The 23875-nt window shown below is 54.9% G+C and carries 20 protein-coding genes; 3 read left to right on the forward strand and 17 right to left on the reverse strand.

The genetic code is table 11. The features are described from left to right. Positions 1–76: 76 nt before the first annotated feature. The 14 genes from Q354_RS0117715 to Q354_RS27570 all read right to left on the reverse strand — a co-directional run bounded on the left by Q354_RS0117715 (position 77) and on the right by Q354_RS27570 (position 16088). A complete protein-coding gene (locus tag Q354_RS0117715) occupies positions 77–784 on the reverse strand; it encodes a type II secretion system protein N (protein WP_027858761.1) in 708 nt (235 codons plus the stop codon). Continuing rightward, positions 781–1257, reverse strand: a complete 477-nt coding sequence (gene gspM, locus Q354_RS0117720) for a type II secretion system protein GspM (protein ID WP_027858762.1) — start codon at positions 1255–1257, stop codon at positions 781–783. The genes Q354_RS0117715 and gspM overlap by 4 nt, the downstream gene beginning before the upstream one ends. A gap of 1 nt (position 1258) precedes the next feature. Beyond that, on the reverse strand, positions 1259–2473 hold the full coding sequence (gspL, locus tag Q354_RS0117725) for a type II secretion system protein GspL (protein ID WP_027858763.1): 1215 nt from the start codon (positions 2471–2473) through the stop codon (positions 1259–1261). Further along, complete coding sequence (gene gspK, locus Q354_RS0117730; protein WP_027858764.1) at positions 2470–3612, reverse strand: type II secretion system minor pseudopilin GspK; 1143 nt, start codon at positions 3610–3612, stop codon at positions 2470–2472. The genes gspL and gspK overlap by 4 nt, the downstream gene beginning before the upstream one ends. Then, positions 3602–4216 (reverse strand): type II secretion system minor pseudopilin GspJ, encoded by a 615-nt coding sequence (gspJ, locus tag Q354_RS0117735; protein ID WP_027858765.1) that lies wholly within the window; start codon positions 4214–4216, stop codon positions 3602–3604. The genes gspK and gspJ overlap by 11 nt, the downstream gene beginning before the upstream one ends. Beyond that, positions 4209–4571: a type II secretion system minor pseudopilin GspI gene (gene gspI / locus Q354_RS26375; protein ID WP_051560254.1), complete on the reverse strand. Its 363-nt coding sequence runs from the start codon at positions 4569–4571 to the stop codon at positions 4209–4211. Before gspI ends, gspJ begins: the two co-directional genes overlap by 8 nt. Then, positions 4564–5073 carry a GspH/FimT family pseudopilin gene (locus Q354_RS0117745; protein ID WP_027858766.1) on the reverse strand — a complete coding sequence of 170 codons (510 nt, stop codon included), beginning with the start codon at positions 5071–5073 and terminating at the stop codon, positions 4564–4566. Before Q354_RS0117745 ends, gspI begins: the two co-directional genes overlap by 8 nt. Beyond that, positions 5051–5479, reverse strand: a complete 429-nt coding sequence (gene gspG / locus Q354_RS0117750; protein ID WP_027858767.1) for a type II secretion system major pseudopilin GspG — start codon at positions 5477–5479, stop codon at positions 5051–5053. Before gspG ends, Q354_RS0117745 begins: the two co-directional genes overlap by 23 nt. Before the next feature lie 17 nt (positions 5480–5496). Further along, complete coding sequence (gene gspF / locus Q354_RS0117755; protein ID WP_027858768.1) at positions 5497–6708, reverse strand: type II secretion system inner membrane protein GspF; 1212 nt, start codon at positions 6706–6708, stop codon at positions 5497–5499. Beyond that, entirely contained in the window at positions 6695–8185 is a 1491-nt protein-coding gene (gene gspE / locus Q354_RS0117760) for a type II secretion system ATPase GspE (protein WP_027858769.1), read from the reverse strand. Before gspE ends, gspF begins: the two co-directional genes overlap by 14 nt. Positions 8186–8199: 14 nt before the next feature. Beyond that, positions 8200–10245 (reverse strand): type II secretion system secretin GspD, encoded by a 2046-nt coding sequence (gspD, locus tag Q354_RS26380; protein WP_051560256.1) that lies wholly within the window; start codon positions 10243–10245, stop codon positions 8200–8202. Between the two features lie 9 nt (positions 10246–10254). Continuing rightward, positions 10255–11112, reverse strand: coding sequence for a type II secretion system protein GspC (gene gspC, locus Q354_RS0117770; protein WP_027858770.1), 858 nt, complete (start codon positions 11110–11112; stop codon positions 10255–10257). Positions 11113–11408: 296 nt separating this feature from the next. Beyond that, positions 11409–12590: a hypothetical protein gene (locus Q354_RS0117775; RefSeq protein ID WP_156948412.1), complete on the reverse strand. Its 1182-nt coding sequence runs from the start codon at positions 12588–12590 to the stop codon at positions 11409–11411. Positions 12591–12770: 180 nt separating this feature from the next. Continuing rightward, complete coding sequence (locus Q354_RS27570; protein WP_051560257.1) at positions 12771–16088, reverse strand: putative Ig domain-containing protein; 3318 nt, start codon at positions 16086–16088, stop codon at positions 12771–12773. 293 nt (positions 16089–16381) lie between these two features. On the opposite strand from Q354_RS27570, the gene Q354_RS0117785 reads away from it, so the two are divergent. Next, positions 16382–17623 carry a helix-turn-helix transcriptional regulator gene (locus Q354_RS0117785; RefSeq protein ID WP_156948413.1) on the forward strand — a complete coding sequence of 414 codons (1242 nt, stop codon included), beginning with the start codon at positions 16382–16384 and terminating at the stop codon, positions 17621–17623. 52 nt (positions 17624–17675) lie between these two features. Next, entirely contained in the window at positions 17676–18827 is a 1152-nt protein-coding gene (locus Q354_RS26390) for a helix-turn-helix domain-containing protein (RefSeq protein WP_051560261.1), read from the forward strand. A gap of 56 nt (positions 18828–18883) precedes the next feature. On the opposite strand, the gene Q354_RS0117795 is transcribed toward Q354_RS26390, so the two are convergent. Together Q354_RS0117795 and Q354_RS0117800 are read right to left on the reverse strand one after the other, a co-directional pair. Next, positions 18884–19873: a hypothetical protein gene (locus Q354_RS0117795; RefSeq protein WP_027858773.1), complete on the reverse strand. Its 990-nt coding sequence runs from the start codon at positions 19871–19873 to the stop codon at positions 18884–18886. Positions 19874–20030: 157 nt separating this feature from the next. After that, positions 20031–22205 carry a hypothetical protein gene (locus Q354_RS0117800; RefSeq protein ID WP_156948414.1) on the reverse strand — a complete coding sequence of 725 codons (2175 nt, stop codon included), beginning with the start codon at positions 22203–22205 and terminating at the stop codon, positions 20031–20033. Between the two features lie 257 nt (positions 22206–22462). Between Q354_RS0117800 and Q354_RS0117805 the strand changes: the two genes are divergently transcribed. Continuing rightward, entirely contained in the window at positions 22463–23215 is a 753-nt protein-coding gene (locus Q354_RS0117805; RefSeq protein ID WP_245601077.1) for a sulfite exporter TauE/SafE family protein, read from the forward strand. A 56-nt stretch (positions 23216–23271) separates the two neighbouring features. On the opposite strand, the gene Q354_RS0117810 is transcribed toward Q354_RS0117805, so the two are convergent. Further along, positions 23272–23875 (reverse strand): IS3 family transposase (locus tag Q354_RS0117810; protein WP_027858776.1); only part of this gene is annotated, 604 nt, incomplete at its 5' end.

Here is a 23875-nt window from a genome sequence, read left to right on the forward strand (position 1 = left end):
TAACTGGGCCCGGTTTTCGCCTTGCTGGCGAGTAAAACCCCTTGGGCAGCCCTTAACTCCTCGCCAGCCGGTGAAACTACAGGCGTCCACTGTAGTTCAGGCTAAAGCTGCCGTTGCGGCTGTTGCCGAGTAATCCTTCCAGCTGTTGCCTTATCGCGTTTTCTTTGGGGCGCAGCTTAGCGTTGAGTGTATAGCGGCCATCCATATTGAGTACCAGGGTACCGCTGAGGCCGAGTTGTTTCGACGGATCGGACAGTTTCAGCTGATAGCGGTTCTCGCTGCAGCTTAATTCACCACTGATCGCCGGCAGGCTCAGTTCATCGGACAGTTGCAGCTGACTCAGGATCAGCTTGCCGCCGGCCTGGTCGCACTGCTGGGGCTGCTCAACACTGGCCGTCAGTTCGCCGCCGAAGGCGCTGAGCCAGCCAAAGGCGGGCGGGATCAGGCCGGAGAGGGGCGCCTGCAGTTCGATATGACTCAGCTGCTGGCTGATCAGCGAGTGTCTCAGTCTGCCTTCCAGCTCGTCGCTGCGCAGTCTCCAGCCCAGGTCGAGGCTGGCCAGTGCCAGAGGGTCGGCCTGCCAGCTGAGGTTGTTCAGGCTCAGTTCTGCAATTTTGAGCGAGCGGCTGTCACCCGACCAGACGGTGCCTTCGGCCTGCTCCAGTTGTGGCCGGGGCGTCAGTTCCTGCGGCATCAACAGCTGCAGTGCGGTATTCACCGGCAATAGCAGGATCAGCCCCAGCAGGTAGGCGGGAATAAACAGGATCAGCAGGCGGCGGATCATTCGGCACCTCCCCGTTTCAGGGTCAGGTAGAGGTTGATATAACCCGCTGTGCTCTGCGCCGTCAGCTGGGTTTGCACCACCTGTACCCCCTGTTTTGCCAACCGGTCGAAGAAACGCAGGCTGTCCTCATAACGGATATTTTCAGCCCAGAGACTGATGCGACCGTCACTCAGTGGCTGTACCCGGCTGACGGTGATCTTCTGCTGTTTCGCCAGGCGGGTTGCCAGCTGGCGCAGGTTCTGGCCGCGCTGGGCACCCGGAGCCTGTTTGCGTAGCTGTTTAACCTGCACCGCCGCGGCCTGCATCCATTCCAGGGTGCGGCCCTTGGCGTCGATCTGTTGTGTGAGCCGCTGTTGCTGCTGTTGCTGAGGACTGATCAGCAGCCACCAGAACAGCAGCATCAGCACCAGCGGGGCGGCGATCAGCAGCAGGCGCTGTTCGCGGCGGGGCAGGGTCAGGAACCAGTGTTTCATATCAGTTTACCTCCGCCACGGTGAGAGAGCCCTTAACCCGGTTGCCATCCTGCAGCAGGGTACCGAGTTTGGTTCTCAGGCCCTTCGCGCTGAGGCTCTGCTCCAGTCCCTCAAGGGTGGCAAAGCTACCAGCCTCAAGCTGCAGTTTCAGCTGGATTGGGGTTTTCGAGTAACGGAGGCCACTGGTTTTGATACCCGCCCCGGTCAGGTCGGCAGAGACCTGCTCCAGCAGGCGCAGCAGTGCGCCGCCGCTGTTCTTCTGTTCCAGTTGCGCCAGCTGGCTGCGCATCTGGCTGCGTGGATTCACGATGCGGCGGGCGTTGGGAAAAGCGTCCTTATAAGTGGCCACGATGGCGTCGTCGAGTTGCTGTTTTTTCTGTTTCAGCTCCAGGTTGCTGGTAAACAGCATCGCGCCATAGAGTAGCAGGCAGAGGCTGGCGATTGCTGCAGGCCAGCGCAGGTTGAGCAGTTGCTCCTGCACCCGGTCACGCAGCTGGAAAGCGCCTTGTAACAGGTTGACTACCTGCCCCGGCTGGTAGGCGGCGGCCAGTGTTTCGATCAGGGCCATCTGCGCCGTCAGTGGCTCAGCACCTTCTATGCTCAGTGAGCTGTTCTCAGGTGTGGTTAGCGTCAGCGTCGGGATCTCAGTCTCGCCGGAATCGGCAGTGGTGTGCAGCGCGTGTTGCAGCTGCCACCAGTGCCGGAAGGTACCGGTCGACAGTGTACAGGCGACAGCGGGGCCACGTACCAGAACCTGATCGCCGTCGACCTGAGCCCGCAGTGTGCTGGCATCGTCCAGCAACAGATAGTCAGGACTGACACAGCGGATATCCAGCTGGCTGGCATTGATCATGTCGAGCCAGTGCTGCATGCGTTCATGGCTGATCGCCAGCATTTCAACGCGATTATCCTGTACCCGGCCGCGGGCGATATGGTTGTCCTCCAGCGGGGTGCTGAGCTGTTCTTCGATCTGGTAGGGCAGGGCTTCCAGCGCCAGTCGGCTGCGCGAGGCCAGGATGGCCTGGCTGTACAACACTTCATGACCGGGAATCAGCAGCAGGCTGTGATGCTGGCTGCTGAGCTCGGCCAGTTCGCCGAGCCGGTCACAGGGCAGCTGACCGCTGTCCAGCGGCTGCTGTTTCTGGCTATCCCACAATAACCAGTCGCAGTCGGCGTCCGGATTCCTGTGGGCACGGATAATCAGGTACTTACTCAAAACTCGCCTCCGTATTGGCGATAAAGCGGTAACATTTGGTTTCCATCCCAGTGCAGCAGTGTAGTCAGGTTAAAGTAGCTATCGTAGTGGCGGACCTTAACCCGGGCGCGGAAAAAGCGGCTATCGAGTGAAAAGATCGCCTTGTCCCGGCTGGTGAGCTTTTTATTACTGAGCACCGATTCCTTAAAAAATGCACTGATATCACTGTAGCCTTCAAGTGGCCGGGCTTCTATCAGTTCCAGCGCTTCGTCACTGGAAATCTTACCCATCAGTAACCCGCTGAGCAGCCCGGCCTGGCCGGGTTTGAGCTGGTTGGGATTGATCCGCAGCTGCTGTGAGCCGGGATGGACGCAGAGCTGGTCGCGCAGGGACGCGGGGAGCTGTTCGTCCGTCAGCAGGTTGTCGATCTCGGCCTTGCTGACCAGCATCTGATCGGCGCTGTGATAGGGAAGCTCCAGGCCGTTATAGAAGTCACTCTCGGCCCCGGAGAAGCCGCTGGGCTCGCGGTTGCTGTCAATCCAGTCGATCACCCGGTCGCGCAGCAGTTCCGCTGTCTGAGGCTCCAGCTCCAGTGCTGCGGCGATATAACTGAGGCGCTCCCGGGCCAGCTGGTGATCGCTCTTACTGGCCTGTTCGGGGTCGAGCTGGTTATCGCTCTCGCTGCTGTCCGTGCCGATACCGTTGTCGCTATTGCTGTTGCTGTTGCTATTGTCGGCGTTAGTGCGGGCCTGGTCGCTGTCATCCCGGTCGGAAATATCGTTGCTGTCGCCATCGCCATCGCCATCGCCATCGCTGCCGGCGGCGTTATCACTCTGCGGGTTGAGATGATTGAGGTTAAAGCACTGGTGCAGGCTCTCCAGCCGGTAGTTGATCTCACCCTGATCGATACTGAAGCTGCTGTTTTCCTCCGCCAGCAGCGTGTTCAGGGCGCTGCTGCCGGTTTTCAGGGCCTGTTGCAGCTGGGCCCGGGCCAGCTCTTCGCCGCCGCGGGCATACCAGAAGCTCTGGTCGTTATCGACGCGGTTAAGGGTACGTTGGGTGCTGAAGCGCACCTTATCGCTCAGTTCGACAGCCAGCAGGCTGATCGTGGCGACCAGCAGCAGTACGGTCAGCAATGCGGCGCCGCGCTCAGGATGCATTGGCGGAGACCCCTAGTGGCAGGATAAAGGTCAGTTCCGACCAGTGCCGGGTCGACAGCACAATGCGGATCGCCTGCGGCAGCTGCTTTAGCTGTGATCCTTTGGGCTGCCACTCATCCAGCCAGCGTTGCTGGTAGAAACTCTGCTTCAGCTCGCTGACATCATTGAGCAGGCGGCGGCTTTGCCAGCGTGGTTCGGCTGGATCGGCCAGATCGATGCTATCACGCCAGAGACTCCGCTCCTCCAGGCGGTAACGTACCCGCTGCAACACCGGGTGGCTGAGGCTCTGATTATGGCGAACAAATTCCAGCAATACATTGTCAGATAGCCGGGCTTCGGGATATGCCCACAGTGCGCGAGCGTCGACATCAGCCTCGAGCGCCTTGTTGGCGCGAGGCAGGGCCTGCTCCAGATCATGCTGCAGCAGCAGTATGGCGCGATCGAGTAGTTGTAGCTGCTGGTCGCGCTGGCTGATCCTCTCTTCGGCGCGGATGCTGCTGTCCAGCGTCAGGGCGCCAGCGAGGCCGAGCAGGGCCAGAAGGGCCACGGCGATCAGCAGTTCCAATAAAGTGAAGCCGGTTTGTTGTCTGGCAGGCTTATTCATACTGAAAGCCCGTCAGGGTGGCGAGGGTCTGCTGTCCGGCCTGATCTGTGACACTGACTTCCAGCCGTTTTATGCGCGGATCATCGGTAACTTTGCGGCTGAGACTCCATTTCAGATTCAGTCCCGCCTGCTGGCTTTCACCGCTGCGATCCTGACGCTTTTCCAGCTGTGCCATCACCATCTGATTGCGGGCTTCCCAGTGCGCCAGCAGCCGCTGCTCGACGATACTGAGACTGTGGGCGCTGTTGCCGATAATGCGCACATAAGCGCTGGCGGTCAGGGCAAAGATCGCCAGTGCCACCATCACTTCAAGCAGGGTAAAGCCTGTCTGGCGCCGGTATCGGGCGTTATTCATCGCTGATCTCCGGGGCGTAGAAGGCGCTGTCATCCAGTATCTGATCATCATAGGGTGGCCAGCTCAGCTCCAGCCTGAAGCTGCTGACCAGCCCGTCCGGAGTAAACAGGATCTGTGGCTCAACCGGGGTATCAAGGTCGGTCGAGCTGAAGGACTTGCCGGGGATACTCAGGTTCCACTGCAGGTCGGCGGGCAGGGGCAGGCTGCTGAACTGTTCATCTTCCAGCACTTGCCATTTGCCTTCGTGGTAAGCCAGTGCGCTGATGCCGGTTTCCTGGCGCAGTTGCAGGGCAACCCGGCGGTTATAGAGCACGGCCTGCTCCAGTACCTTATGGCTCAGCTGCAGCAGGCGCAGGCGCTGTTGTTGCAACGGGTCGTCACTGGCCGGTGTCAGGGTGATCATCACGCTGGCGGACAGAACTGCCACCAGTGCGATCACGATCACCAGCTCAAGCAGGGTGAATCCCTGTTGGCCGGGCTTACCAGTTGCCAATATCGGCATTCAGTTCAGAGCCGCCATCTTCGCCATCGGCGCCGAGGGAATAGACGTCGACCGTGCTGTGTTCACCCGGGCTCAGGTAGAGGTAAGGGTTGCCCCAGGGATCGTTTGGCAGACGCTTGATATAGCCTTCGCTGCGGTAGTTCTTGGCTTCAGGTCCGTTATCCGGCTTGCTGACCAGTGCTTCCAGCCCCTGATCGGTGGTCGGATAGCGGTGGTTTTCCATTTTGTAGAGATCCAGCGCCTGCTCCAGTACCGCAATATCGGCCTGGGCTTTCTTTACCATGGCGGTATCCTGATTCTGCAGTACGTTGGGTGCGACGATGGCTGCCAGCAGGCCCAGAATCACCACAACCACCATGATCTCCAGCAGGGTAAACCCTGCTTGTCGGTTATTACGTGGCTTCACTCGTTTATCTCCTTCACTCAGAATTGGGTCAGATTGTTCAGTTGCAGTATCGGCAGCAGGATGGCCAGCACGATCGACAGTACAATGGCGCCGAAGATCACGATCAGCAGCGGTTCCATCAGGCTGGTGGCGATCGCGATGAAGCTGTTCAGTTCCTCCTCCTGCTGGTCGGCCGCCTGCTGTAGCGACCGGTCCAGGCTGCCGCTCTGTTCGCCATTGGCGATCATATAGATCGCGATGGGCGGAAAAATACCACTTTCACCCAGGGTCTTGCTCAGGCTGCGGCCTTCGCGTACCTGGGTCGCGGCCAGCTCCACCTGCTGGCGGATATACAGGTTACTGACAGTGGCCTTGCTGGTTTCCAGCGCTTCCAGCAGCGGCGCACCGCTGCTGGTCATGATGCTCAGGGTCGACAACAGGCGGGCACTGTCCATGCGGATAATCAGGCCCTTAATCAGCGGCATCGACAGCATCTTGCGGTGCAGCCAGAGGCGGCGCTTTGGCGACTTGAACAGACTGCGCAATAACGCCAGCAAGGCTAGCGTCAGGGCGACGCTGATCAGGCCATACTGACTGATAAAGTCGGAGATGCTGATCATTATGCGGGTCAGCAGGGGCAGGTCCTGACCGACATGGGCAAACTGTTCCACTACCTTGGGCACCACATAGATCATCAGCAGGGCCACTACGCCGACAGCGACCAGCGTCAGTACGATCGGATAGACCGAGGCCTGTACCACCTGGTTGTGCAGTTTCTGGCTTTTCTCGGTATGTTCCGCCAGCCGCACCAGTACTTGGGCCAGGTCACCGGATTGTTCACCGGCACTGACCAGCGCGCGGTAGATCGGCGGGAAAAACTGTTGCTGCTCTTCCAGCGCATAGGAGAGGCTATGGCCCTCCATCACCCGGCTGCGCAGGTTAAGGATCACCGCTTTCAGCTGGCGGTGACCGGTCTGGTTGGCGCAGGCCTGCAGGGCCTCTTCCAGCGGTACGCTGGAGGCGATCAGGGCGGACAGGTGGCGGGTAAACAGTGACAGTTCGCTGCCGGGAATGCGGCGCGTCAACAGCTGGCGGCTGCGGCCCTGGCGGGTTTCGCTCTGCTTGATCCGAACCGGCGTCAGTTGCTGATCGCGCAGCTGCTGGCGTGCCTGTCGTTCCGAGTCCGCCTCGACAAAGCCGCGCTGCTTCTGGCCGCTGGCGTTAAGGACCAGATACTCAAACGACGGCATCTTGGCTGCTCTCCTTCACCATCCGCAATACCTCGGCGGCCGAGGTCTCGCCGGCCAGTACCAGCGCCCGGCCCTCGTCCAGCATAGTGCTGAGGTTGTCGGCGGCCTGTGATGCCAGCAGATGCTCACTGGCCCGGTCATGGATCAGGCGCGACAGATCCTTATCGATCACCAGTAACTCGTACAGACCCTTACGGCCGCTGTAGCCGGTGTGCTTACACTGCTCGCAACCGCCCGCTTCAAAAATGGTCTGGCCGCAGGCGGCACTGTCACCCAGGGAGAGAGCGTCGTTGTAGCCCAGCTCACCGGGTTGCTTACAGTGCTGGCAGAGGGTGCGCACCAGACGCTGCGCCAGTACCCCTTTCAGGCTGGACGCGATCAGGTAGGGCTCGATACCGATATCGATCAGTCGGGTAATGGCGCCGATAGAGTCGTTGGTGTGCAGGGTCGATAGCACCAGGTGACCGGTCAGACTGGCCTGCACCGCGATCTGGGCGGTCTCCTTATCACGGATCTCACCGATCATCACGATATCCGGGTCCTGTCGCAGGATAGCGCGCAGCCCCTTGGCGAAGGTCATCCCGGTCTTGGCATTGACCTGTGTCTGACCAACCCCTTCGAGGGCGTACTCGATCGGGTCCTCTACCGTGAGGATATTGCGGTGGCGGCTGTTGAGCTGGGTCAGGCCGGCATAGAGTGTGGTGGTCTTACCGGAACCGGTCGGGCCGGTCACCAGAATAATGCCGTTGGGCTGCTGCAACAGTTCACTGAAGCGGGCTTCGATCGCCTGGGGCATACCGAGGCTGTGCAGGTCCATGCGTGAGGCCTGTTTGTCGAGCAGACGCATCACCACCCGCTCGCCATGCATCGAGGGGATAGTGGAAACACGCACATCCAGTGCCCGGCCACCGATCCGCAGCGAGACACGGCCATCCTGTGGCAGGCGTTTCTCGGCGATATCCAGTTTCGCCATAACCTTGATTCGGGACACCAGCAGCGGTGCCAAACCCTGACTGGGGGTGAGGATTTCCTGCAGTACGCCATCGATCCGCAGCCGCACCGACATGCTGCGCTCGAAGGACTCGATATGGATATCAGAGGCCTTGTGGTTGAGTGCTTCGGTAAACAGGGCGTTGATCAGGCGGATAATCGGCGCATCGTCCTGGGATTCCAGCAGGTCTTCTGACTCGGGGATCTGATCGGCCAGCTTATCCAGGTCCACCACATCGTCCAGTTCGGAGATCGCTTCAATCCCCTGCTGATTAAAGGCCTGATAGGCCGCTGCCAGCTGCTCTTCGAAGCTTTCTTCGTCAAGCCGGGTGATGCTGAAGGGGCGCTGACAGATCCGTTCCAGCTCCACCAGCGCGGCCGGAGCGGTACGGTCGGTAAACAGGGCATCGATACCCTGTTCATTCTCTACCAGCAGCAGGCGCTGCTTACGGGCGAAGCCGTAGGGCAGGAGTGGGCTGGACTGCATGATTTAGCCCCCTGTCAGCGATCGAGGTTTGGAAAAATATAGTCCGGTTCGGCCGGCTTCGGACGATCCGGATTCAGCTGCTGTGCCGGCCACTGCGGCAGCTGAGGTACCGGTAGTTCAGGGAACAACTTGATCCCTTCCTCCTGCTGGGCCAGTTGCCGGGCGTGCATATAGTTGTACTTTTCACGACTGACCGAAGCGATGGCGCTGCGATCGCGGATAATGGTCGGGCGGATAAAGATCATCAGGTTACGCTTCACCTTCTGGCTGTTATCGGAGCGGAACGCCCGGCCCAGATAAGGGATATCGCCCAGCAATGGCACCTTGGAGGTGGATTCCTGCACATCCTCGTCGATCAAACCGCCCAGCACGATAGTCGAGCCATCATCCACCAGCACCGTGGTGTTGACGATACGCTTATTGGTGATGATATCGGCCTCGGTGCGGCCGGAAAGCGAAGAGACCTCCTGCTCGATTGCCAGTGCCACTGCATTGCCTTCATTGATCTGCGGCGTCACGGTCAGCTTCACGCCGATGTCCTTACGCTGGATGGTCTGGAACGGGTTGGTATTGTTGCTGCTGGCCGTGGAGCCGGTGATGATCGGCACCTCCTGGCCTACCAGGATTGAGGCTTCCTCATTGTCCAGCGTCATCAGGCTGGGTGTCGAGAGCACATTGGACTCACTGTCGGTTGCCAGCGCCTGTACCAGCGCGGCAAAGCTGAAACCGTTGGAGTCGATATTACCAAAGCCGAGCGTGGCGCCATTACGGATAGCGCCGACGGAATTGGCCACATTACCGCTTTGCTGGGCGCCCAGCACATCGATAATGCCGGTGGAGTTGTTACGGAAGTTGACCACCCCAAGTGGTACATCCCCGGACGTCGGGTCGCCCCGGAACAGCCACTGTACACCGAGGTCCTTGGCCTTGGTCTCGGTCAGTTCGACGATGATCGCCTCGACCAGAACCTGGGCACGGCGGATATCCAGCTTGCGGATCACATCTTCCAGTGACTTGATCAGATGCGGACTGCCGGACAGGATCACACTGTTAGTCGCCTCATGACCGTCGATATTGATACTGCTGTTGCGGTTGGCCTTGCTGTCCTTGCCCTGCTTCTGCTCCTCATCCTTCAGCATCGCATCGCTGACACTCTGCAAAACCTTCACCAGGTCTTCCGCCTTAGCGTACTTAAGATAATGCACCTTGGTGTTGGAGTTACTCTCTACATTAGAGTCCAATGCCGTAACGATGCGGCGCAGGCGGCGACGTTCATTATCATCGGCGCGGATAATCAGGGTATTGGTACGGTTGTCGGCGGAGATCAGTACGCTGCTGGCCGACTTGCCTTTCTGGGCCGGTTTATTGAGGTTGGCGAGAATACGCTGCAATTCGCTGGCGGAGGCGTTCTTCAGCGGGATCAGTTCCAGAGTCTGGGAGTCGGCCTTATCAACCTGGCTGATAATCTGCACCAGACGACGCACATTGGAGGCGCGGTCGGTGATCAGGATGACGTTGGAGGTGTCGTACCCGGCGATAATGCCGGTCTTGTTATTCACCAGCGGACGCAGGGTAGCCACCAGCTGGTTGGCATTGACGTTCTCGACCCGCACGACGCGGCTGATGATCTCCTCACTGGCCTTGATGGCGTTGTTCTGCAGCGCGATCCCTTCCAGTTTGGCCCCCTGCGCCGGTATTACCTTGAGAATGCCGTTACCGGTGTCGACCACGGCATAGCCGTTGACACTCAGCTGAACCAGAAACACCTCATACAGCTCTTCCGGCGTCAGGTTCCGCGGGCTCTGGATATCCACCTTGCCGCGCACCTTCTGGTCAACCACGATGGTCTTGCCGGTCAGCTTGGCGATGGTATTGATAAACTCCAGGATATCGGCGCCGCGCATATCCAGCGTGTATTCCTGCTCGGTCGCGGCATTCTGATCGGCAGCCTGAACCGGTAAGGACAGGGCGACTACGGAGGCCATCAGCAGACCGTGAAGCAGAGTCGGTGCCAGAGTGCGGGCCATATTGTGGGTCAGGCTGCGGGATAGAAACGTCATGTTTACTACCTAGAACTGAAGGTTAAATTGCAGAGGGGTACCGTTTCGAATGATCTCGATCTGCACGGAATCCTGTTGTTGTAATGAAGCATAGACATCGGGCAGCTGCATATCGCTGACGGCGCGACCGTTAATACTGCTGATCAGATCGCCGGTTTGCAGGCCCAGCGCCTGGAACAGGCGACGATCCTGGCCGGAGTTAATGCTATAGCCCTGTAGCTTGCCGTTCTTCTGCACCGGACGGATATTCATGAAGCGGGTCAGCCTCAGCGGATTGGTTGCCAACGTCTGGCGGGCATCGCCGATCAGACGCCTGAAGCGTGATTCGTTCAGATCCACATCTCGGCTGGTTTCATCCGGACGGGCGGGCCTTGCGGTATTAATTCGGGACGGCTTGCGTGAACCTACCAGCGTCAGCCGTTCAGGCACGCCGTTGCGCAGCAGGATGGCATGGTCACTGGCAACAGAGACCAGCTGCAGCGACTGGTCCTTGTTCATAAATTCACCGACCAGATAGGTGTTCTGCTTCGAGCCATTACGGACAATGGCTGCGCCTTTACTGCCGCCAATAACGCCGATCAGCTGTAAACGGGAACGCGAAGCTTGGGCTTGCTTCGGGGGAGCTTGAACGACGCGGGTAACGGGCTTTTCTGCGGCCTTACCAAACAGCGCGCCGTTGATAATGGCGCTAAGGTCATAGGAGGGTGACACTGCAGTGCCTGTCGCCACAGAAGTATCAGGCTGGGAAAGGGAAAGCGGGGCCGGATGGCTCAATGCAACCAGCTGCCAGGTCCACTTGGCGGCCATTGCCGCCAACAACAGCGTTAGCGCCAGGGTTGTCAGCTGTATACTGCGCTGAATGAGCATTCGTTAATAATCCTTTCAATCCTTTGCTGGAGTATAGCTCAGCACCCCAAAAAGCCGATTCTAGCGCTGTGCCGCTAATGCTTTATGACATCGTTGTCGTGGGGGCTACTCCGTAAGTTTGATTCTGCTTACCTTGCTGGGAGAATGTGCAGGCGAGCGAGAAGCAGAAGAGTAACAGATTTTTGCATGGCTGAAGAGAGGTGCAGAAAAAACTGACCCGCCCGAAGGGGAGGCGGGTCAGTTGGAGCGGCCAGTACCTGACAGGTTCTGGCCGCTAATGGCCGCATTGCGGGTTATCAGTTAGGGCAGAGGTCTTTCTTCTCGCCGTCATCCCAGAATTCCGCAACTTTAGCGTTGCAGGTCACGGTACCTGTGACAGAGCTGCTGTCATCCATGAATCCTCCGGCAAAGGTATACATCGATACTGCACCGGCGATATCACTGCCATCGTGTAAGCTAACAGAGCTATGACGGCCCACTTCAACGCTGGAAGTACTGTCAAACTGTACGCCGTTTTCCAGTATCCCAACTGCACCGTCAAAAAACTCCAGTTTGGTGTCAGTATGAGAGCCTCCGTCAATGACGACGGTACTGTTTTCAATTGCCTCGATGGTAGCACCCGACAGGTTCAGGCCATTGATATGAAGCGAACTGGATACCTGAGTAAATAACCCTTTATTGCTGGCATTGTCCGGTTGCCAGGTGAAAGCTTGCAGCGACGCGGAGGATGAGGCTGAAATATCGATGATGCCCTTAACTATAGCGGCAGTTTTGCCCGAACCGGCGGCACGGGTCCGCATCGATGAATTGTGATACAACGCTATTGCATAGGAGTCTTCTGTACTGCTGTTATTGATGATTTGGTTGTTGTCGCCACGAACATCCACAGAGGAATTACGCACTGCCAGAATGGCGGCTCCTTCTACTCTGCTGCCATGATTGGTAATGGTGTTTCCGGCGTTAACGCGCAGATAGGCGCCGTCAGCCAACTGCACCGGATCATTTACACAGTTTGAGCCTATCGTCGTGTTATCAAGACGGACAGAAGAGGCGCGTATAAACAGCCCGTTGTCACCACCAGCGCAATCAATAGTGATGTTGTTTAAACGCCCAAAGCTATGGGTGTCGAGGTAAACCACCGCTTCCTGTTCTCCGACTTTAGCACCGGCCAGAGTGAGATCATCCAGGCGCAGATAGCCGTTGCGGATAAATAGAATACTTGGTGTATTTGCTGCCAGTTTGATTGAGCCCGGATTTGATGGATCACTGCTGCGCAAGCGCAGCTGTTGGTTTTCCATATAAATATCTCCCGCTGTACATTCGCCGGAGATTTTAATGTTGTTAAAGCCTGCGTTTAGCGCCGTCATCAGAGCATTGCTATCAGCAGCACAGTCGATAGTTTTGTATCGCCAGCCATCGCCCAGCGCACTTTCTACACCACTGAGGCGGTTATCCAGATCGGTAAAATTGGCATTCACGGCATCAGCATCAGCGACCTGGCCATTGCTGAAGGTGTTGGGGACCCCTGCCATGGCTGTACCGGTCAGCAGACAGGCTGCCGCCAGGGCGGAGAGTTTAAACACGCTAGTGGTCAGTTTGTTCTGTTCCATTTTATTCACCTGTAAATCCTGTTAAATCCATGTGTTTAAAAGGCAGACTTACTGCCACTTGGCTTCGCCCCAGTTACCGCTGCCCCAGGTCAGGGTATCGCCACTCGGGATAGTTACGTTGATAGAGAATGCTGACAGCGAAGCGCTGGCTCCGGCTTTATCCGTGACGCTGATCAGGATATCGCTGTGGCTACCCTCATCGTTGTCTGTCGGTGTACCACTGACCAGACCGCTACCCGAATCGATGCTAAGCCAGCTCGGATTATTGCTGATGCTGAATGTATGGCTATCGTCGCTATCGACATCGTTGAAGCTGACGCTAAAGCTGAGCGGACTGCCCGCCGTGGCATTCGTTACCGGCGTACCGCTGATGGTGGGTGCATCATTGGTATTACGCACAGTCAGGGTGAAACTATCGGCGCTGGCGCTGGTGGTGCCATCCGAGACGCTGACAACGATCGGACCGGTGGTGCCGACATCCTTATTCAGCGGTGTGCCGGAGAGGGTGTATTTATTGCCATCCTGAGTTCCGATAAGCCAGTCCGGCAGGTCGCTGGTGCTGAAGGTCAGGTTATCACCATCACTGTCGCTGGCCGTGAAGGTGGCACTGTAGGCACTGTCTTCATCCACTTCGGCATCGGCAGTACTGTCGATAGTCGGGGCATGGTTGCTGAGGGAGACGGTGATGCTGAAGTCAACGCTGTCACTGCCGCCCTTGCCATCCTCAACACTTAGGGTCAGGCCACCGTAGGTTTTTTCCTCAGCGCTGGTGTTAACGGTACCGCTGATCGAGCCATCGCTGGTGCTGAAATTCAGGCCCTCAGGCAATTCGCCGCTCAGACTGAAGCTGAAGCCATCACTGTCCACATCACTGACGCTTGGGGTATAGCTGTAGCTTTCGCCCGGTGCTGCACCGGCGGGAGGCGTGTTGCCGATTACTGGCGCGTCATTGACGTCCTCAACCATCAGGGTGAAATCAGCGCTGCTCTGGGTAGCACCGTCGCTAACAGTGACACGCAGTGGCAGATTGCCGGTATCGTCATTACGCGGGGTGCCGCCGAGCAATTGTTGGGCAGCGTTGAAGTTAAGCCATTCCGGCAGGGGGCTGCCATCCTGACGACTGACATCCAGACTCAGGCTTGGACTGTCGATATCGCTAGCCTTACCACTCAGGTCAAGGGCGAAAGCGGTATCTTCGGTGGCCGTTTGAGAGCTGAAGCCCAGATTGATGGTTGGGGCATCGTTAACCGGGTTGATAGTGATCCTGACGAAGGCCAGCTCGGAGCTATGTTCGCCATTGCTAGTCTGAAATCCGATCTGATCTTCCCCAGCGTAGTTTGCATTAGGAATATACTGTAGGTTTGGAGGGGTGCCAGTCAGGCTTCCGTGTGTAGGTTGTTCTTGGACTGTATACTCCAGTTGGGCCGAGTTAGGGGGCTGTGAAGTGCCCATCGTGGAATCGGCCTTGTTATGGTAGATGCCCCTGAGGCTGATATCCACCGAGGTATCTTCGTTGGTGGTAATGCTTTCAGAAAACCCGAAGGGATGGTCTTCGCATGCTGCGCCAAGATCGTTCTGATTGGCATCCAGCTGATCGCTGTTGGCGACCGTCGGGCAGTTATCGCTGTTATCGCCGACACCGTCCTTATCGCCATCACGCTGCTCGGTCTTGTCCTGTGGGAAGGCATCGCGACCATCACGTACGCCATCACCATCCTGGTCCGGATTGTTGTCGTCAGCATCCTCTTCGTCCGGGGAACCGTCGTTGTCATCGTCCTTGTCGAAGTTATCGGCGATACCGTCTTTGTCGAAGTCCGATTTTACCTCCGCATCAAACGGGTCCGGGTCGGCAGCATTGAGTACGCCATCGCCATCGATATCCTCATCGAGGCGGTCGGCAATATCGTCGCCATCGGTATCTTTGGCATAGCGGCGGTCAAGCGGGAATCTATCCTCGTCGTCAACAACGCCGTCGTTATCATCGTCGTTGTCCGGATCTTTACCGCCTTCGTCGGCTTTGCCGTCCTTATCGCTGTCCTTAAAGGCTATCGCTGGTTCGTCAGGATTGTTGTCATCGCTGTCTTGATCGGCAGGCCAGCCGTCGTTGTCCTGGTCGTCGAAGCGGCTGCGGCTGGCATCCAGTGGATAATCGTCGGCGCTATCGGCGACGCCGTCGCTATCATCATCACTGTCGGCACCGTCATCAATACCATCGCCATCGGTGTCGAGCCAGCGGGATTTGTCGAATGGGAAGTCGTCCCTGTTATCATCGACGCCGTCGTTATCGCTGTCATTGTCTTTGTTGTCGGGAATGCCGTCGCCATCGGCATCGGCGATCAGGCGGATTACCGGCTCATCGTCACTGAGATCGGCCTGAGTCGTATCTGCGTTATTGTTTGGAGCGGTTTCAGCTTTTTCGTTAATCAGGCGGGTACGGATCTGTTCCGGTGTTTCAAAGTCATCACGGCTGTTGGTGATGGTATCTTCAGGCACTACGCTATTGTCATAGCTGATCGACTTATCAGCTGCTTCACTGGTGCTGTCCTGACCATCCACGGCTCCGTCTTTGAGGTCCTGGGTCAGTTTTCCGATTGCACTCCGGGTCGTCTGGTCTGAGGCATTATCGGCATCCCCGGTGAGGTTTTTGATCACCTTCGCCGCCGCTTCCACGGCGGTACGGTACTTGATTACCTTTTCCACATCGGCTGTGGCCAGGTCCTCGGTGATCAGTGGAGGCGTGGTAAACAGATCGACCTCATCCTCACCGTCCACCAGGCCGAAGCCAAGTGTGTCCGCCACTGTATTTGTCGCTTTCTCCAGGAATCCGTTGAATACCGCTTTATCTTCGCCGTTTCCATCAATGGCGAGATAGTCCTGATACCACTGCAAAGCAAGGTCTACCACCATTGTGGTGAGCGGTGTCGCGTAGATCTGCTTACCGCCATTAAGCATCTCTTCGGTAACGATAGTGCGCAGGGTGCCAATGACTGGCTTCTCGCCGGTACTCAGGTCGCGGGTATTGTCGTTACTGCTGAACTCCAGTAAGTAAGGAGGGTTTAGCGGGAATGGCAATGCCAGGTTCTGTATCGCTGCTTTGGAATCGGTATCGCCCTCATCCAGCGGACTGCTGCTGTCGAAGGTGCCCTGGCTGAGATTCAGCGCGAAGGCCTTTACCACTGCATGTGCGATAGGGCCATCAACCGGACTGCCGCTGATCGACTGAGAAGTGGGGTTTGAAGGTGTCGTCGGTGTGGTGGGGGATGATGTGCTGCCTGAGTCTGAGCTACCGCCGCAGCCGGTGAGGCCGGCTGTAACTATAGCGGTGGCCAGCAAACTCCGGGATATCCCTGGAATATTCGCGTTCATGCTCTCTCCTTTACTCCCTGAAACAGTCAAAAACTGGGTTAGTCCGCAGAAATAGCCCCGTTCTATTACCAGCTTTAAAGCTCAGCAGAGCGGGGGAGGCACCTGAATAGGGCGGAATTGATGACTGTAAGAACTGGATTTGAGCAAATCAGAATTTGAACAGCTACCCCCAAATGGGGGGTGTTGCTTGTTTTTTAGTCGGCGCGTAACTGTATGTTACTGCAAGAAAAATTGTAGATTGTTAGCTACTGGAATTTAGATTCCTGTCGTTAAAATCTTTGATTGTCGGAGTAATGGCTGAAAAAACAGCTTGTGAATGTGGTTTTCTTGATAGTAAGCTCAGTAACGTCGCGGTCAAAAGGAAAGGACTGAATATGGTGCAGGGTTCGCAGACCGAAGCTAAACAACTCCCTTCAAATCCCTCTCACTGTTCATTTGACAGTGCTGTTCTGATACAGACTCTCTATGGAGCACTGACCTCCCGGGAAGGTTTTCATCCCTTCTTGCAGCAGCTGGCCTGCGCTATTAATGCTTCTTCAGCGCTACTGGTCGGATATGACCGTGCCAGTATTCGGGCTGAATACCTCTGGTATTCCAACGTGCCGGAAGATTTTCTGCACTGGTACCTGAAAAATAACATGGCTGAGTCTGACCCGGTTGTGCAGGCCGCGCTTAGGCAGGGAGTGGGGCAAGGTCATTTCCAGTCGGTTATTCCTCTGTTGGCGGATTTTAAGCCGGGTGAGAATTTTAAAAAATTCGAAAGAGACCTGAACTGGATGGATGCGGCCTGGCTGGTTGCAGATGCCAGTGACCAGATCACTTCGCTGCTGATCATACAGCGCACCACAGAGCAGGGGACATATCAGCCGCAAGAACTGGCGTTACTGGATCAGCTGGTACCCTTTATCCGCCAGGCATTGCAGCTTTATCGCCGGGCCAACCGTCAGGCTGAATTCGCTGTTTCCATGGCTGCCGTACTGGATGCCCTGCCAGGAGCAACCTTCGTGCTTAATGACGAAGCGGTAGTGCTGTACAGCAATGCCATTGCACGTCAACTGGTCTCGGCCGAGTCTGTTGTTCGGCTGGAAAACAGTCGTCTGACGCTGCTTAGAACCGGCGATCAGAAGCTGTTCCTGCAACAGCTGGTCGAGACGATTCGGGCCAGTATGGGTCAACAGGCTTTTCACCCCAATACATTGGTTATCGACCGTCCCGATAAGCCCGGCCTTATCGTCACGATGTCGCCCGTTGAGGGCTTTGATATTCAGCGTGGCGGCGTTCTGGTGACGGTCTATGATCCGGCACGGCGTAAACTTCCAGCTGCCGAGGATATAGCAGACTACTTTTCGCTGACGCAGGCGGAATCCCTATTGTGCGAAGACCTTATTGCCGGATTGAGCTTAAAGGAGATCGCAGAACGCAGGCATAAATCGGAGGCTACCCTGCGATCCTATTTAAAGCAGATCTTCGCTAAAACCGGACTGAACCGTCAGGGGCAACTGATCAGCGTGATTCTGGCAGCACTGATGGTCTGAAACTGGTTGCTACCCGGTTCTGAAGAAGGGGTTGAAGACTGAGGAAAACTGAATGGAAGAGCAAAGCCAACGGTCGCCGGTAGAAACCGCAATACATTTTGAACCGGGCTGTGATAGCCGGCTATTCCAGCAGCTCTATGCTTCCCTCGATCAGAAACAGGGATTTATACCCTTTCTGCAATTGCTGGCTAAAACCTTCAACGCTAATTCAGCTGCGTTATGTTGCCTGAATAAGAAAAAAATGCGGATGGAGTATATCTGGCAATATGGCCTGCCGGAGGGAATTCTGGAGTGGTATCACGAGAACAATATTATCGAAGGCGATATCGTTCACCAGATGGCGGTACGCTCGTCACCGGAAGTTTTTCAATCCGTGCGTCCGTTTATAGATCAGTTTTATGCGGATAAAAAACATAATTTCTTTGAATCGGACCTGGACTGGCACGATGTTGCCTGGGCGTTACTACATGTAGAGGCTGATGATTACCTCGTTCTGTCGCTACAGCGTTTAAGCCATCAGGGGGAGTATTTGGTCGATGAGTTCCGGCAGCTCAACCACTTACTTCCCTACCTGCGCCAAACTGCACAGCTCTATCACCAGTTTAACCGGCAGATAGCGGTATCCAGAACATTGGAAGATATACTGGATCAACTGCCATACACTGCCATTGTGCTGAATGACCAGGCAAATATTATTCACTCTAACAAAGTCGCTTACGACCTGTTCTCGCGCGAGAAGGCGGTTTGGAAAAATGCTACCCGCCTGGAATTTGGTCAGGTTGAGACTCATAACCAATTCTTCCGCTACGTGGCTGAGGCGATAAGTGCCAGTATGGGGCAGGCCGAATTCAGTGCGAGTACTCTGTTTGTCGAACGATCTGATCAACCTAAACTGATTGTTTCTATCGCGCCGATCGTAGTTCAGAGTCAGCAGCGCGGTGGTGCACTGGTGACTATATTTGATAGCGAACACCGCAACTTACCCGATGCGACTTCGATAGGGCGCTATTTTGGCCTTACACCCGCCGAAGCGATGCTCTGTCAGGATCTTGTAAGAGGACTGAGTCTGAAAGAGATCGCGGCCAGTCGACATAAATCGGAACAAACCCTGCGCTCTTATCTGAAACAGGTATTTAACCGAACAGGGCTAAAGCGGCAGGGACAGCTGATTAGCGTAATACTGGCGGCTCTGATGAGTTGGTAAAGGTAATATGGTGTTTAGTATTCATATTTAGTGAACCGCACTACTGCTTCAACGTCTTATAGAGGGAGCTGACAACTCAGGTTCAGATTAAAGCTATGAGCCTTATCCGGATCAATACTGTCACTCATAATGCCCGCACCACAGTATCGGTTGCCGATACTGATGCCCAGTGCTTTAGCTTTGGTATCCAGCGAAGTCTTTAGCTGGTAATTACCTTGCTGCCATTTCAGATGCAAGCGGGGGAAGTTCAGGTTGGCTATATGGAACAGCTCACCTTCCAGATCGAGGTTATCCCGAAGTGGTGTCGAAGCCGTCAGGTAGTAACGGGTCGGTATCTTCTGGGTATGGTCCAGGTTGATCTCACGGCCGCTTAATACCGGGCTGGTATCAATATAACCCTCTGAGTCCAGCGCCACATTATTGGTGTTAGCGCTGGCGATTGTAGCCGGTGCATCATTCCAGCGGATACGACCGAACAGATCTTTCACCTTTAGGCTCAGGGTCAGCCTGTCCGAGGTTTTCCACTCGGCATCCAGGTCAATAGAAGCCCCCAGACCATCCGGTTTGCTTCCTACATTTCGCTCAAACAGCTTGTCTTCGCTGTAGGCGTAATTGACACCAAATTGCGAAGAATAGGAGCCGCTGCTATCGGTGTCTACCGAACCGGTAATAGTGCCATCGGTCAGCTCAGTGGCTTTAAGAATATTCAGCCGTGGTTTTAGACTGAAGTTGTTCGTCGGAGAGAGCTGATAACCGAAACCAATCCCTTTACCTTGGATATTATTAAGGCGCAGGTGAATGTCGTAATGACTGTTTGCATCTACAGGCAGGTTATTTTCGCCCTGATAGAACAGTCGAGCGGTGTCCGGAGCAAAGGCTGCAAAGTAGTCATTACGGATAAAGAGTGCCAGTTCAAACTGATTATAACGGATGCCGGACTCCAGCTTGGAAAAACTGAAGGCGTTTTCGCCATTTTTTAACGGGCCGCTTAGCTCGTTTAGCAGGCCTTTAATGGTAAAGGCATCGCTGTAGTTTTCGCTTTCCACAGTTAAATAAACGCTAGTCTCATTTACAGTTGCAGCAAGGAGCGGGCTGATACTGCTGAGGGCCGAGAGGGCTAGTGCAGGGGCCGCTATTCTGAGTTTCATAATAATCTGTGACTAAAGAGAACGAAAAGGCGGGCTGAACAGCCCGCCATTGGATTTACTGCAAAGACTCGAAGGTGTTATCAATGTAGCTAACTTTAACGATGCCGTTATCCAGTTCAGAAACAGTGGCGTATTTTTTGGTGCCTACGAATATACCGCCATTAAGTTTGGTGTTTTCCGGGTCATTCAGCTCCAGGCGTGCACCGTTTTTGCTGGTAACTACGAAGTTATCACCATTTTCGCTGATTTCCAGCTGACGTGACTGCCAGGCTACAGCGAGCTCGCCAGTTACTGTTTCGCCTGCATCTGCGGTAGATGTAGTAATAGTAACAGAGGCTTCATTGCTTAAACCGGTCAATGAGGCCACGAATTTAAGGCTTGCCGTTCTATCTACATTATCTTTGAAGCTGGTTGATCCTTCATAAGGCCAGTTCGTCCAGTTGGTGACACCTGTCTGAGCACCACTTGCTGCAATAGTGAAAGTAGCTGAAAGTGTATTCGAATTATCTGCAAAGGTGCCTTTTAAAGTGAGGCTAATATCATCTGCAGAGTTTGAGAATCGGCTCTGGTTAGCTGTTGGACCATATTCTTCATAAGCGGTTAGGTTCAAGTTAGATACATCTATATCCAGTTCGCCGGTAAAATGCACTGGATTTGAAACACCTTTCTGGGCCAGTTCTAAAATTAAGTCCATATCAACGTTGCTAAAATTGATGCGGTCGATGTCTTCAATATTCGGACCAGTTGAATTAGAAGTTACAGACTCTTTATAAGCTAAATTGACCTTGCTACCATCTTTAATTGTCATTGAAGCTGCTGAGCTTGCGGCTGATCCAGTGATATTCAAGCCCACATCAACGTCAGAGGAACTATCGTCTCCAGTTATATTTGCATGGATTACGGTGCTCAGATTAACAGTGACGCCATCGATATTTTCATTAGAAACGCTCAATGTCATAGTCTGATTGCCATTGTCCTTGGCGTGTACAACGATACTTTCATTTTCAACGTCTATTAGATTTATAGCGTTTAGCGTATCTGCTTCAGTGGCGATCCCTAGTGCTTGGACTGCTATTTTTAGGGCTTTTACTACGGGCTCAGAATCTGCGCCAATTGTGCCTTCTACCAAGCTGATCTGATTTGTGAAGTTTTCGACTGAAGATACGACCTTTGAGCTATCAGAGCTAGCTGCCCCAGTGCTGTAGGCCAAGTCACGAATATCACTGACGAGGGCGCGGGCTTTACTCATATTCTCGATATTGAGGTCAGGTGCAACCTTAACATTGGTTTTGGTTTCGTCGTCTGCTTGTTCTGGCAGTTCAGCAATCAGCAGATTAAGTTCAGACTCGATAGAGGTGACATTTACGGTCTTTCCGTTTTCTGCCGCATGCTGTTTGGCTTTAGCTATAATGCTGGCTTCAGCGCTCAGGATGTCTTCAAGACTGATAATTTCCTGAACATCGGTATCCTTCTGTACAAACTGACCGTCGTTGGCAACGAAGTCGTTCGTTAGCTTATCCAGGCTGTCACTAAAATCGTCGTCACCGGTTGTTGATAGTGCAGCCTCCATCAGTGCTGCAGCAAGCAGAGAGGCTTTTTGTGCTTCAGGGCTGGCCGCTGCCAGCTTATCAGGGTCGGTAACATCGATTAATTCGTAATCTGTAATAGTGTCGAGATTAAACAGATTTGCGACCTGGGTGTTGCTCTCGTGAACCTTGTCTGCATTGATACCGGCCTTTTCTGCCAGGCCTGCAGCCATATGAGTCAGAGGGGTGATTGGCGTTGAGATGGTGGTGTTGGGTTTGGCATTGGCGATCACAGCACCCATATTGAAATCACTTTCTAGCGACAGGGTGGCGCCAAAAGCAGTAGTACCGCAACCTGCGGCAATATCACAGACCATCACTGTATCAGCGACAGCACTGATCTCCACTTTTACCGGACCTTCGTAATCTGTCGGCAGAACCAGGCTGTATTTACCGTTACTATCTGTTGTTGCTGTAGCAAGCTCACGACTACGATCCACACTACCATTTGTTACCGCGTAGGCTTTTACTACACCATTACGGATAATACCTTTCACCGCTGTGCCGGACACTGTTGAGCCAGACGTTGGTGCCGGGGTTGAAGTCGAAGTGCCACCGCCACCGCCACCGCCACCGCCACCGCCACAAGCTGTTAGGGCAGAGGCTACGGCAATGGTAAGAATAGAGCGTTTGAAGTTCAGCATGATATTTCCCTGGTCATTCATTGACAAAATATGCGTTCCGGTTGCGTCCATAGCGGTATAGCAGGGGCGTAGATGGGGCAATTCCATGTTAGTGGGCTGATCCAATGCTTCCTGCACGGGTACTACGACAGCGAGTTAGTATAGAAACTGTTTTCGAACAAAAAATCAACGTAGCCACATGTGTTTTAAACGAATGGCGATATTAATCTGGGCGTGGAAAATAGTCACACGGATCAGATACTAAGTCAGGAGCGAAAGTGCCGGAATTATTACCGCTGGAAATGATACCACTTGATGCAATAGGGCTGCTAATTCTCACCGCAGCCTTTACTTCCTTTATTACCGCAGCGGTTGGTATTGGCGGCGGTGTCTTGTTGTTGGCAGTGATGGCTTCGCTGGTTCCGCCCGCTGCATTGATCCCGGTGCATGGCCTGGTGCAGTTTGGCTCCAACGGAGGCAGAGCGTGGCTGACGCGCAGGCATTGTGACTGGTCGTTGGTCGGTGGCTTTGCTTTGGGGGCCCTGGTCGGGGCAGTGCTGGCTTACTTTATAGTGGTACAGTTGCCGCTGCAGTGGATTCAGCTTGCGGTGGCAGGGTTTATCCTGTTTCTGGTCTGGGGACCGAAGCCGAAACAGATGGATCTGGGGCCTAAGGGGCGGATCTTATTCGGCGGCCTGACCACCCTGGTATCGATGTTTGTCGGGGCAACCGGGCCGCTGGTGGCGTCGGTAGTCTATCGTCAGAGTGCGGATAAGCTGGCGGTGTCAGCGACTTTTGCCAGTTGTATGAGTGTGCAGCACCTGCTGAAGCTGCTGGTGTTCAGTGTTGCCGGTTTTGCCTTCTGGCAGTGGTTGCCGCTGGTGCTGTTGATGATCGGGGCTGGCTTTGTTGGTACCTGGTTGGGACTTAAGGTACTGAACCGTTTGCCGGTTAAACTGTTCAGTCAGTTGTTTAAGCTGGTGATTACCCTATTGGCATTGCGCTTGTTATGGCAGGGGCTTGCGGCTTGAGTCTTATATTGATTCAAACAATATGTCACGTCCTAAAATACGTTGACGGTTTTTGATTAAGCCATCTCCAGTGCGGAGATGGCTTTTCTATGCGCTTCGTCTGGCGTTTGCATCCCCAGGCTCAAGTGCGGCCTCATTCGATTGTAGAGCTCCACCGACTCCGCCACCAAGGCCTTCAGCTCCTTAAAGGTCTTGCAGCGATAGAGTAAAAATTCCTGTTTTAAGATCCCGTTGACCCGTTCAGCAAGGCCATTCTGGTAGCAGTCATAGCCGTCTGTCATCGATGGCTGGATACCATGTCGTTTCAACTCTTGTTGATATAAACCCGAACAGTATTGCGCGCCTCTGTCTGAGTGATGGATAAGCGGTAGGTTGGTGTAGCGCTGCGCCACCGCTCTTTGCATGGCTTTCACCGTATCACTGGCCTTCATCTCCCGGCTGACTTCATATCCCATGATCTTGCGGCTACACACATCGGTCACCAGGGAGAGATAGCACACGCCGGCATCGCTTTCTAGGTAAGTGATGTCGCTGACAAAAACTTGTTCAGGTCGATCCACTCGGGTTTCCGGAAGCAGGTTCGGATGTTTCTTCATCCAGTGCTTGCTGTAAGTGGTTTTGGTATAGCTGCGTGCAGGCCGGATCAACAGCCCTCGCTCG

The organism is Marinobacterium jannaschii DSM 6295 (assembly GCF_000620085.1).
Lineage (GTDB): Bacteria > Pseudomonadota > Gammaproteobacteria > Pseudomonadales > Balneatricaceae > Pontibacterium > Pontibacterium jannaschii.

What these genes read in the sequence shown, in the direction of transcription:
- Q354_RS0117715 (WP_027858761.1), bottom strand. Translation starts at nt 784, where the DNA reads ATGATCCGCCGCCTGCTGATCCTGTTTATTCCCGCCTACCTGCTGGGG.
- gspM (WP_027858762.1), bottom strand. Translation starts at nt 1,257, where the DNA reads ATGAAACACTGGTTCCTGACCCTGCCCCGCCGCGAACAGCGCCTGCTG.
- gspK (WP_027858764.1), bottom strand. Translation starts at nt 3,612, where the DNA reads ATGCATCCTGAGCGCGGCGCCGCATTGCTGACCGTACTGCTGCTGGTC.
- gspJ (WP_027858765.1), bottom strand. Translation starts at nt 4,216, where the DNA reads ATGAATAAGCCTGCCAGACAACAAACCGGCTTCACTTTATTGGAACTG.
- gspI (WP_051560254.1), bottom strand. Translation starts at nt 4,571, where the DNA reads ATGAATAACGCCCGATACCGGCGCCAGACAGGCTTTACCCTGCTTGAA.
- Q354_RS0117745 (WP_027858766.1), bottom strand. Translation starts at nt 5,073, where the DNA reads ATGCCGATATTGGCAACTGGTAAGCCCGGCCAACAGGGATTCACCCTG.
- gspF (WP_027858768.1), bottom strand. Translation starts at nt 6,708, where the DNA reads ATGCCGTCGTTTGAGTATCTGGTCCTTAACGCCAGCGGCCAGAAGCAG.
- gspE (WP_027858769.1), bottom strand. Translation starts at nt 8,185, where the DNA reads ATGCAGTCCAGCCCACTCCTGCCCTACGGCTTCGCCCGTAAGCAGCGC.
- gspD (WP_051560256.1), bottom strand. Translation starts at nt 10,245, where the DNA reads ATGACGTTTCTATCCCGCAGCCTGACCCACAATATGGCCCGCACTCTG.
- gspC (WP_027858770.1), bottom strand. Translation starts at nt 11,112, where the DNA reads ATGCTCATTCAGCGCAGTATACAGCTGACAACCCTGGCGCTAACGCTG.
- Q354_RS27570 (WP_051560257.1), bottom strand. Translation starts at nt 16,088, where the DNA reads ATGAACGCGAATATTCCAGGGATATCCCGGAGTTTGCTGGCCACCGCT.
- Q354_RS0117785 (WP_156948413.1), top strand. Translation starts at nt 16,382, where the DNA reads ATGGCTGAAAAAACAGCTTGTGAATGTGGTTTTCTTGATAGTAAGCTC.
- Q354_RS26390 (WP_051560261.1), top strand. Translation starts at nt 17,676, where the DNA reads ATGGAAGAGCAAAGCCAACGGTCGCCGGTAGAAACCGCAATACATTTT.
- Q354_RS0117800 (WP_156948414.1), bottom strand. Translation starts at nt 22,205, where the DNA reads ATGCTGAACTTCAAACGCTCTATTCTTACCATTGCCGTAGCCTCTGCC.